Annotated in this window: 6 protein-coding genes; 5 read left to right on the top strand and 1 reads right to left on the bottom strand. The window is 28.9% G+C overall.

Translation table 4 applies throughout. The annotated features are described in order from the left end of the window. Window position 1 precedes the first annotated feature (1 nt). Both EI91_RS00450 and EI91_RS00445 read left to right on the top strand, forming a co-directional pair. Window positions 2-1,453, top strand: a complete 1,452-nt coding sequence (locus EI91_RS00450) for an amino acid permease (RefSeq protein WP_036451879.1) — start codon at window positions 2-4, stop codon at window positions 1,451-1,453. 445 nt (window positions 1,454-1,898) lie between these two features. Further along, a complete protein-coding gene (locus tag EI91_RS00445; RefSeq protein WP_036451877.1) occupies window positions 1,899-3,383 on the top strand; it encodes a hypothetical protein in 1,485 nt (494 codons plus the stop codon). Window positions 3,384-3,614: 231 nt separating this feature from the next. Here EI91_RS00445 and EI91_RS00440 read toward each other — a convergent pair whose 3' ends face one another. Beyond that, window positions 3,615-4,211, bottom strand: coding sequence for an FMN-dependent NADH-azoreductase (locus tag EI91_RS00440; protein WP_036451875.1), 597 nt, complete (start codon window positions 4,209-4,211; stop codon window positions 3,615-3,617). 194 nt (window positions 4,212-4,405) lie between these two features. On the opposite strand from EI91_RS00440, the gene EI91_RS00435 reads away from it, so the two are divergent. From EI91_RS00435 to EI91_RS00425, 3 genes are all read left to right on the top strand, one after another. Next, a complete protein-coding gene (locus EI91_RS00435) occupies window positions 4,406-5,593 on the top strand; it encodes a phosphopentomutase (protein ID WP_036451874.1) in 1,188 nt (395 codons plus the stop codon). A gap of 146 nt (window positions 5,594-5,739) precedes the next feature. Next, entirely contained in the window at window positions 5,740-6,075 is a 336-nt protein-coding gene (gene rbfA / locus EI91_RS00430; protein ID WP_036451872.1) for a 30S ribosome-binding factor RbfA, read from the top strand. A gap of 130 nt (window positions 6,076-6,205) precedes the next feature. Continuing rightward, window positions 6,206-12,436 carry a hypothetical protein gene (locus EI91_RS00425; protein ID WP_036451870.1) on the top strand — a complete coding sequence of 2,077 codons (6,231 nt, stop codon included), beginning with the start codon at window positions 6,206-6,208 and terminating at the stop codon, window positions 12,434-12,436. The last annotated feature ends 57 nt before the right edge of the window (window positions 12,437-12,493 follow it).

Below are 12,493 nucleotides of genomic sequence, written 5' to 3'. Positions count from 1 at the left end.
GTTGTCTCAAAACGAAAAACACTTTACAGAAAAATCCTTCACCTTTTTTACAATTAATTATGTAGTGGGTGTAGGATTTTTAACAACCATTGGTTCTCTTGTTCTTTTTAACTATTGAAGCTATTTAATTATTGCTTTAGCTGGTTTTGTGATTTTTGCAGTTTCACTATTATTTTCAAGATTAGCTAATAATTTTAAAGAACACTATGGCGGAAGTTACACTTTTGCCAAACACATTAATGATGGTAATTTAACACCACTGCAAGCAAAAGTAGCTCGTTATTTTTCATTTTTTGTAGGTTGAAACCAGTTTTTACAAGCACCAATTTTATCATCAGTTTCTCCATTATTTCTTGCCAGTACCATTATTAGTTTAATTGATAAAAACATTGAAAATTACAATGTTTATGTCTGAGTAATTCGCGTTTTATCTCTTTTATTTTTTGTCTTTTTAATTTTCTTATCAACAATTGGTTTAAAAACAAACAAGAAGATAATTTTAATTACGAGTTCAATTAAATGATTTACAGTTTTACTTGGTATTGGAATTTTAGTTTATTCAGTTATTTCAACACCACAATATAGTGCGAATTTAATGCAATTTAAATCACACGAAATTGGTAAAATTAATGCTCAGTTAATTTTTGCAAACGCTTTATTATTTGTGTATGCTTTTGCGGGAACTGAAGATGTTTCGGCTATGGCAAAAGATGTTAAATTTAAAAACTTTCGAAAAATACTTTTAATTTCTTTTGCTTTTGTTATTACATTTTATTTCGTCACATTTACTCTCTTGCTTGGATTTGATGTTGTCAAAACTAAGCAGGGATTAATTGGTATTTATAGTGTATTTTTAGTTTTTGGAAGTATATTATTTATCATGGGATATTTAGCAAATGATGTTACAGCAAAAATTACTATTAGCGTTTCTACAGCCAGAAAATTAGTTCCAATGTGTGAAGATGGTCATTTATTTAGTAGCTTAACTAAACGCAATACTAAAGGCGAATTTAGAAATGCGATTTGATTTACAACCGGAATTACACTTGCTACTTTAGTATTATTTTGACTTTTAAATATTTTCTTAGGTAACCAAACCCAAGAACAAATGGATAATTTCTTTGAAACTGCTATTTTAGGTAGCTCGCTAGGTTTACTTGTAGAGGATTTATGTTCATTTATTAGTGCCTTTGTTTTAGATAAAAGAAAAATTATTAAAAAAATTCCAATTTGAGAAAAAATTATATACATTTTAGCTATTATTTTAATTTTAGTTATGGTAATTAGTTACTTTTTCCCTCAAATTTATGGAATAGCACCAAATGTTAACACAATCGTTGTAGTTTCAATTTACTTTGGATTTTTAATTTTAGGTTTTATTTTAAAACTAACTAATAAGTTTATTGCACCAAAAATTATAAAGTTATATCAAAAGAAATTTAAAAAATCATAAGCCTTACTTTTGTAAGGTTTTTTACTTTCAAAATGAAAATAATTTTCTAAGATTAACTAGAAAAGATGTCAACTTGACTGGTTATGTGTAGTGATTTTGCTTAATTTTGAAATAAATAAACATTTTTTATTCTTTCTTAGCTTTTTGTTAAACAACTTATTGATAAAGAATATTATTTATATGTAAAGGTATCTATGTCAAAAACAAGAAGTTTTTTCAAAACTATAATCAATTTGACTATTAATTTGTCGTATTTTAGTGCGACTTTTTTGTTACTTTTACAAAAAGTAATTTTACAATTCAGAAAACTGGTTCAATTTAATTAGTTAAATTTTTAAATTCATCAGACAAAATTTATATATAACAAATCAATTTAAGAATTTTGACTTTCAAAGTAATTGAACTTGAAATTTAGTTTAAACACAAACTAGAAAAGAGAACTATCATGTTAAAGAAATTTATAAAAAAATCTCTTCAATTTTCACCTATTATTACATTACCTATAGTAACTATTGCTTCCTCATGTGAAGGAGAAAAGAAAGAAATAACTGAATTTAACAAAGAATTTAATACTAATATCAGTGATATAAACAAAAATATTAATCTTAAAAAAGTTATTGAGCTTAAAAATCAAATCAATAATTTTGATAATAAAACTAGTCAGGACTTTTTTATAAATACATTCAAACCTAGTGTCCTTGATTTAGTAAATTCAAGACACAATAATGTTGATAAAAATATTTTAAATGGATATATAGATTTTTTAGGTTATTTAGTAACAGAATTTAACAAAGCTAATAACTCACAGTTAGAGATAGAAACAGTAAGCTATGAAAAAACTGTTGATGTTGCAAAAGAGGAAAACTTAAATCAAGATACTAAAGAATTTATAAATGCTAAAAAAGAAAAACAAATTGAGAAATTAAATACTATAACTGATAAAAAGATTATTTCAGAGTATTGACAAACAATTAAAAATGGTATTAATGAAAATTTAATTTACTTTTTATTAAAAAATAATAATGTTTTAGATAAACACAAAAATATTTCTATTTGAAATTATTTATTAACTCATAAAGATGTTTCTTTAGAACAAAATACAGCAAATACATTTAAAAATTATTTATCTTGATATCCAACTTTTGAAAATTTAAGTACCGAAGAAAAAAACTTGTTAATTAACAAGCTTTCATATTTTTCAATCAATACTTTGAATAATAATGAAATTATTTCAACTAACATTCAAAAAAATATTATTACTAAAAATGATAAAAAATTTATTGAAATTACTGCTGATTTTTATGTGCTTAATAACCAAACACCACAACTTGAACAGACACAAACAGAAATTAAAATAGTAAAAAATCCACAAACTAACAAAAAAGTTTTGGTTTTAGATTTAACGACTGAAAATCTACCAAAAGAAAATCTAAATTTACCTAACAATCATTATTTAAGTTTTGACCAATTTAAGTATCTTTATAATTCTAATTTAGAAATTAATAAGCCTGTAGATGATGATTATACAACTTATCCTGAAGTTTTATTTAGTGGTAAAACGCCTGATCAGTTAGCTAAAGAGTTAGCAAATAGATTATCAGGTTCAGAAATAAATATTGGTATTTTACCAGCTATTTACTATCCAGATGTAGAAGTAAAAATGCTACCTAAGAAAATTTATAAGGTAACTAGAAAGTATGTTATTCCTTATAAAGCAGACCTAGAAAACCTAAATATTGTTGTAAATTGATCTTTAAATAGTTTTTCAAATATAGATAAGATTATCCAAAGTGCTAATGTTATGAATTTAACAAATTTTGCTTTATCAGTTTCAAATAATTCTTTAGATGTAATTGATAATTCTTTATTTAACAATTTTGGTTTAAAAGAAAACTTAATTAATCAATTAAAACAATTCTATAAAAAATAAACTAATTAAATAAAAGTAAAGGTGTCTAAAATTTAAGATTTAGTAATTTCTAAAATTAACAATTTAGGTAAAAAGTTGGCAAGTTATTTGTCAGCTTTTTAATACTGAAAAAATTAATTTATTAAATTAAACTATTAAAAAATATTAAGCAAATTTATTAATTAGCTAGTAAAGGTAATAAAAAATCAGTGCATTATACGCACTGATGTTTAATCTTATTTTGAGTTTAAATTATTTATTTTCATTAATAAAAGATAAAAATAATTTTACTTGTTCTTCGCTTGCTTTACTTGTTCCTTGTGATTTAAGAGGTTCAACTTTTGTACCATATGTTCCGATGTGGTAAACTTGTGCACCTAAAAATTCAAAAACACCTTTTAGTCAGGTTTCATTATTGTTAAAAGGATATCATCCAAGTGGTGCACCTTGTGATGTTACTAAAACAACTTTTAAATTTGTTAAAAGTCCAATCGCATCACCTTTTTTAGAATATTTATAACTGAAAGTTTTATCAGCAACACAAATTGAATCTAAAAAATTCTTAACAACTACACTAGGTCCAAAATTAATCATTGAACTAGATAATACTAGAACATCTGTTTCTTTTAATAAATTAATTCATTTGTCTGAATTAACATCTTGAAAATAAGTTTTTAAAGTATTAGCGTTTAAAAAGACTTTTGAGTGTTCTGTTTCATTTAAATTAAATCTTAAAACTTGATTATTTGTATCTGCTGTGGCTACCTGGTGGAAGCTATCCATTAAGTGATGTGAAAAAGAATTTGCATCTGAAACCACATTACCATCTAAAAAAACAATTTTTTTCATTTTTTTCTCCTTAAAATTAACTTTTTTATTTTTTGTTCTTAACAATTATATTTTTTTACCAAAAAAATTGTGAAAAAAACTCAACAAAATTTTCCAGTTTTATGAAAAAAATCAATTTTAAACACAATATTAATTACAAAAAATTTAAAATATATAAGATGTTATCATTTGATAACGTCCAGAATGGAGAATAAATGGCAAAATTTAAACGTGTATTTATGATTGTAACTGACGGTCTTGGAATTGGTCCAGATCGTGATCAAAAAGCTTTTGGAGATGCAGGTGCTAATACAATTAGATCTGCTTCAATGGCTGAAGAATTTAAAATCGATACATGAAAAAAATTAGGAATTGGTAATATTACTTCTTTAAATGGTAATTACCATGTAAAACAACCACTTGCTTATATGGCTAAAGTGCAAGAAGTTTCAAATGCAAAAGATACCCTTGCAGGACACTGAGAAATGATGGGAATTAAAACAATAGTTCCTTTCCCAACTTTCTTTGAAAATGGTTTTCCACAAGAATTAATTGATGAATTATCAAAAGCTTTTGATAATCGTCCTATTGTTGGAAATAAAGCTGCTTCAGGAACAGATATCATTAATGAATTAGCTCATGAAGAAAAAAACAGAGGAGCAATCATTGTTTATACATCAATGGATTCTGTGCTTCAAATTTGTGCTCACGAAGAATGAACAGGACTTGATAATCTTTACAAATATGCAAAAGCTGCAAGAGAAATTTGTTCAAGCAAACCCGAATGAAATGTAGGAAGAATTATTGCTCGTCCATACATTGGTGAAGAAGGAAACTACACAAGAACATTCAATCGTCATGACTATGCTAATCAACCAAGAGAAATGATTTTAAATGAACTTCAAAAAAGCGGAGTTGAAGTCATTTCAGTTGGTAAAATTAATGATATTTTTGTAGGACAAGGAATTAGTAAGCACTACCCAAGTGCAGGTGATGCTAATGGAATGGATATTACAATTGATTTAGCTAGTCAACCTGGTGAAAATAAATTTATTTTCACTAACTTAGTGCAATTTGATTCACACTATGGTCACAGAAGAAATGTGCATGGATACGCACAAAATATTGCAGACTTAGATGTTAAATTAGGTAAATTAATCAATGCTATGAATGATGATGATTTATTAATTATGACAAGCGATCATGGTAACGATCCACTTTATCCAGGATTTAACCACACTAGAGAATTTCTTCCTGCTACAATTTACTCTAAATCATTTAAATCACCTAAAGTGTTAGATAACTTCCAAGGACTTGGAACATTAGGAAATATTGTTGCTCGTAACTTTGGTGTACCAACAGTATCAGAAACTGGTGATGATATTTTTGATAAATTAGTTTAATTTATTTTTAATAATTCAAGATATAAGTTCGCTTATATCTTTTTTATTATTTGATTATTTTGTTTCATTCTGAAACAGTTTTTCATATCTATTTTCATTTTTTCAGTCAGATTATACTTATTTATAGTTTTTGATATAATAAACGCATGAATGAAATAAATTTAAAGAGAAAGGAATCTCAAATTCATCAGTTAGTGGCAGACGTAATCACAAATGATTTATCGAATGTAAACATTGTTGACCCTGTGGTTATGGATGTGAAATTAACAAACGATTTGTCACATTTAAAAGTTTTTGTTAACCTTTCAGGAAATAATCAAAAAGGAATTATCGCCCTAAATAATTCTGCTGGTTATGTCCGTAAGGTCTTAGCAAAATCATTAAACTGACGAAAAGTTCCAGAAGTTCATTTTTTACTAGATGAAGTGAGCCAAACTGGTAGTCGAATAGACGAAATACTTAGAAAAATTAAAGATAATTAATTTCTCTAAACAGTTCCGCAAGGAATAGACCAAAAATCTCACTGCAATTTAATTTTTTAAATTGTCAGTACTGACTTTATGCTTCAAGCATAAAAATTGATATCAAACTTTTTAAAAGAAAGGGAATAATATGACTAAAAAAAGTAAATACTTACTTTTAGGTGTTTCAGGTATCTTAGTTGGAACAGCTGTTGTGGCTATACCGGTAGCAGTTACAAGCAGCATTAAAGCCAACGAAGAGAAAGAAAGACAAAACGCATTAGATAGTCTTCAAGTTGCTGTTGAAAACGCAAACGTTAAAACACAACAAGTTGAAGGTGACTATGCAACACCAACAGAATTTGATGGATGAAGAGTTAATTCATTTAACTTATTAGGTGCTTACAACGCTCCTGCTGAAGTTCAAAATTCATTAGATGCTGTTAAGAAAATTGTTAATGACATTAAAGGTAAAGAAAATGGTGGTGAATTTTCTACCGATGACATTAAAGCAAAAGAAAAAGAACTTTCAGCAGCTGTTGAAGTTCTTGAATCAGCACAAACAACTGCTAAAGCTGAAACTAAAGATGCGGTTGAAAAATTACAAAGCTACATCGATAGCTTACCTCAATCAGTAAGAACAGGATTAACAGCTAACAAAAACGTTAAAGATGCTACTGATGCAATTAGTAACAACTTAATTAAAACAGCTACACAAGCTAAAGCTGTTTATGTTCTTATTGCACAAGATACAATTAAAGAAAATCTTTCAAAATTAGTTTTTGAATTCTTTAATAATTCTGATAAAAAAGATGAAGTTGTTCCATACAACAGAGTTTTATTAGATGCTTCTCAAGACATTACTAAAGATAACTACAAAACATACGAATATAAAGCAGAAGTTTCAAAAGCTCGTTACCAAGATTCAGAAACTGTTGCAATCTTCTCTAAATTATTAAACGAATTAAGAGATGCAATGGGAAAAATTGAATCAGCAGATAACATTATTGCATACATTCAAAATGTAAAAATTTGAAACACGCTTCCAGATGCTGCTAATTTAGTTGTTACATCATATGATGCAGCTGTTGCTCAAAAAGCAAAAGTTAATGCAGAACTTGCTGAAAGCAAAAAAGCTTACGAAGATGCAAACAACGAATTAACTAAACTTGTTGCTAACGGAGTTTACAGTGATGACAGTGTAGTTGTTACACTTCCAAAACCTGCAAATGCAAAAGCTGAAGATGCTGCTCCTACACAAGCTGCTAAAGCTTACACAGCTGAACAACAAACAGTTATTGGAAAAACAGTATTTACTGACAAAGATCTTTCAGAAGCTTCAGATAAAATTACATCTGCTTTATACAATACAGCTAAAGATTCAGTATTATTAGTAAATGCTAAAGATAACTTTGCACTTCAAAAGAACTTCTACACAAGAGCTGCTGCTCACGCACATACATTAATTAACAAAGGTGAACACCCAGTTCAAGAAGTTACTACAGCATATAGTTCAGTAGAAGGATACGAAGCTAAAGTTACTGAATTAGAAAATTCATTAAAAACTGTTGAAACAGAAATGGCTGACAAACTTTCAGTTCAACCTGAAGATACAACAGATTCATACACAACAAATGCTGATTTATTTAAATCACACAAAGAAACAGTTAATGCTGCAATTCAAAAATTTGTAACAGATATGACACAAGCTTTAGCTGACAAGTATGCTCAAACAACAGCTACAATGGCAGCTAACAAAAAGTTATACAGACTTATTTCTACACTTGTTGCAGGAAAAGTTGATAATGCTGACAAATTAGCAAGTGACTTTGAAAACTTAACAAAAGCACAAGCCGATTTAGTGGCTTCACTTAAACTTTATGTAAATCCTACAAATCTTTTCCCAGGAAAAGAAGAAACTCTTAAAGCAGTTGCTGCATTAGTTACAGAACTTAAAGGTAAAGAAGCTGTTGAAGCGGCTAAAATTGTTGAATTTGACAAAGCTCTTGCAGCTGCTACAGAAAAACAACAACCTGAAGATACAGTATTTGGTTTAGTTAACACAACAAATGTTAAAGATGCAATTGAACTTTATACTTCAGTAAATGAATTATTAACTAAATCATTAGCAGAAGCTGATAAAAAAGCTAAAGAGTTAATTACAAAATACTTAGAAAAACTTACAGAAGACAAAAATAATACACTTAAACAATCTCCATTTAAAGATGTTGCTAAAGAAAACCTTGATGCTTTCAACGCTGTAATGGATAAAGATAATGCAATTGAAGGAAATGAAAAACCATCAGATTATGAATTAGCTGAAAATGGATACAAACTTGCTGTTGAAAAATTAGATACATATGGACAATTTAAATACAATACATATCTTGATTTAGTAAACGCAATTAACGTTGCTGCAGATGCTGCTAAACCAGCATTAGCACAAGGTCAATATGTACCAGCTGTTGCAGAATACAATCCTGCTGCACTTGTTAACGCAGCTAAAGATGCAGCAGCAGCTAAAGTTGCTTTAGTTAAATATACAAAAGAAGACTTATTAAACGAAGAAGCAAACAACCCTACACAATACGAACAATTATTTAATGAAGCAGTTGAACTTCTTAAAAATGCAATCAAAGATGTAGATTTAGATAGTGCAAGATATGACTACGAAAAATCAATTCACGATACAGATTACCTTGCAAAAATTTACTACGATTACGAACGTAACAATGCAAAAGATTTATACAAATCAAACATTGCTGCTGCAAACCAAATGGTTGCTGAAGCTAAAAAATCAAGCACTCTTACAGTAGATACATACAAAAAAGCTGCTGCTAAAGTGCAAAATGCTGTATGAATTTCAAATACAGCTGCTGATTGACAACTTGCTGACATGAAACAACAAGCTATCGATACAATGCTTCTTTCAATTAAAAGAGCTGACATGCTTGTTGAAATCCAATTACAAGCTCAAAAATTACAATCAGCTAAAAAAGCTGCTGACTTATTAGCTAAAGCATTAGAACCAAAATTCGAAGCTGAAAAATCAACAGCTGAAACAGCTAAAGCCAATGCAGAAAAAGCTAAAAACGAAGCTGAAATTAAAACTCAAGAAGCCGCTGTTAAAGCAGCAGAAGCTAAAATTGCAGCTCTTGCAAAATACAAAGAACTTGTAAATAAAGAATCAAGTACACAATCACCTGAAAAATTAGCTGAATACATTTCAAAATTCCAAAAAGATTTTGACGAAAATTCTAAAAAATCAGTTGAAGAATTAAAAGATGAATTTGATAAAGGTGCTAAATTCAAAGCTGCTTACGAAGAATTAAAAGCTGCTACAGAAAAACTTTTAGCAGATACACACTTTGAAGCTAATGAAGATTACAACAATGTATTAACTGTGGATACAAAAGATACACAAGATACACTTCAAAAACGTGATGCTGAACTTGCACGTAAAGTTGAAAACGAAAACAAATTCAAGATTTACAGAGATACTCAAGCATTACTTGATGGAATTTTAAAACCAGAATTCAAAAATGCTGAAGCTCTTAAAACACCAGCTGAAAATAAATATACAAAAGATGATTTAATCGCTAAATCTGAAACACAACCTAATGCTGGTTACCCAACTGTAAGACAAGATCTTGTTAACGATATTACAGATTTAGGACAAATTAATGGATACAAAGAATTATCAGATTCATTAATGAATGAACTTGAAGCTGCTAAAACACCAGAACAAGTAGATCCAATTTACGAAAAATTACTTGCTCCTGTTAAAGAAGCTTACCAAGCATCACTTGAAGAACTTAAAAACTACAGAGCAAATGATATTGCTGATTCTAAATATAGAGATGCACAAGGTGTTGCTGACAAAGCACTTAAAGGTGTTACAGATTACAGTAAATTAAACAACCAAACATTCAAAAACTACGTTGTTGATACTAAGAAACTTCAAGACGCTTTAGTAGAAGCTAAATACTACAAAGCTAAACAAGATATTCTTGATAAATACAATGAAGTTCAAGAATTCAAAAAACAATTACAAAACAATGAAGAAGGAAAAGCTCTCATTGATCAAACAGTTTATGATGTAATTGGACGTATTCATGCTGAAGAAGCTAAAAAATATGTTGAATTAGTTAAAACAACAGATAATTCATCTATCACAGAAAAACGTACAGCTCTACTTCAAGCTATTGAAAAATCAGGTAGAACTCCAAGAGAAGTTCAAGATGCTATTTTAGAATTAGATCAAATATTTAATGCTGAAAAGAAAATGTTCAATGAGTACATGAGTGATAAATTTGTTTTAGGTGCTCCAGCAATGACTGAAGAATACATTAGAGAAATTAAAGAACTTGAAAAATCAGTTCTTAACGCTAAAGTAGCTCCAGCATACAAAGAATTTAACGACTTTGTTAAAGCACTTGAAAAAGAAATTACAATCCCTTCAAAAACTGATGCAGCTGATCAAGATTACGGATTACTTTACGCTCAAAAAGATACAGTACGTTCAGCTATTGATGCAGCAGTAAATAAACAAGAAGAATTACAAAACAGAGCTCAAGCTGAACACAATCCAGTAGAAGCTGAAAAAATCTACTCATCAGATAAAGTTAAAGAACTTACAGTATCACTTCGTAAAACTCAATACGATGCATATAAAGCAAGAGTAACATCATTTGTTCCATTATTTGCAACTATTGATGAAAAAATTGAAGAACAAAATGTAAGTCTTGATAATCCTCTTAACGCAGATATTAAGAAAGCAAACGATCAATTAACAACTGCTTTAAATCAAGAAAATATTACAAATGATCAAAAGATTGCTGCTTACAAAGCAGCTTACGAAGCTTTATTAAAAGGATTTAAAGATGCTTCATCAAAAGCTTCTAAAGCACTTCAAACATCATTACTTGATGTAAATAACAATGATATTCAAGCAGCTGCTAAATCAGTTTCAGAATTTGCTGATGGTACATCTGAAGCAAGCAGTGAAAACGTTAAAGAATTCACAACAAAAGATGGAAGCAAAATTCCTGCTACATTATCAAGTATTAAAGCATACATCAAATCTGATAGACAATCAAACTTTGAAAATGCTGATGATAAATTAGTATTAATGTTAATGAATTCTTTAGATGATTCACATGCTTGATCAATTGATACAAGTATTACTAACAAACAAATTAAAGCTTTAATTCATGAATCAGCAAGTATGTTTGTCAAAGGTTCAAGTGATGATGAATATACAGCAGTTCTAAACAAAGACAAGAGAACAAAATTAATTGAAAGAATTTATGACGATGCTACTGCAATGATTATTTCAGAAGCAGAAAAAACAGCTCTTCTTGAAAAATTATTTGGAGCATTCTCTAAAGATAAAGTTAAAGAAGTTCGTGAAGCATTAGAAAGAGCTGAAATTCTTTCAGAAGCTAGAAAAGCATACCACACTGCTCTTGATAAAGCTGAAAAATTACAAAATAAATCAGAAGCTGAAACTACCCAAATTAACAACATTAAAGCTGATATTCAAGCTAAAGATGTTGAAGCTACACCAACAGAAGAATTAGAAAAAGCTTACCAAGACAATACTGCATTATTAGACTTATTAAATTCAACACACGAATTAAACGATTTAATCGCAACAGTTGAAGATATAACCTCATTAATTCCTGAATTAACAAGACCTAATGTTGGAGTATTTGCATGATTTACATTAAAAGATGATGCTAAACAAGATTATCTTCAAAAATGAAATGCAGATGAGCATGGTAAAAAATTATTTGATAAAATTAATAAAACAATTTCAGATTACAATAAAAATGTAGCAGCTGAAAATGCAACTACAGCTTCAAAACAAGCACTTGTAAGCAAAACATTAGAAACATTAAAAACTGATTGAGCAACAGGAGAAAACTCAATTACACAATACACAGAAAAAATTGCTGAACTTGCAGGTAAATTGAGAGATGCTGCTGTTACAAGAATTAAGAAATATGCTGAAACTCTTAAAGATAACACAAAATCACAACAAGAAAAACAAGATGCACAAACTCAATTACCAAACGCTACAAACGAATTAATTGAAGCTCTAGCATACTTACAATATGTATCACCACTTGCTAGACAACAAATGAGAGAAAGTCTTTCAGGAGATGATTTAACAAATTACAATAATGCATTAAAACAAGCTCACACAGATATGAAAACTTTCCTTACAACACTATCAACTTCAAACCTTAAAATGTTAGAAAAAAATGGTGTTGCACCAAAACCTGCTGCAGCAGAACCATCACCAGTTCAAGCAGACGATTCTAGAGAGGGTTCACAAGCACAATCTGCAGAATCAACAGGTGGTCCACAAGCTTAATTAAAGTCATATTATAGTTATTACACCAGATAATTATTATGGATATCCGTTCTCACC

It is taken from the genome of Mycoplasma buteonis (genome assembly GCF_000733865.1).
GTDB classification, from domain to species: domain Bacteria; phylum Bacillota_I; class Bacilli_A; order Mycoplasmatales; family Metamycoplasmataceae; genus Mycoplasmopsis; species Mycoplasmopsis buteonis.
Note: the sequence above shows the minus strand (reverse complement) of the source record. Positions and strands in the feature narration are given on the sequence as shown.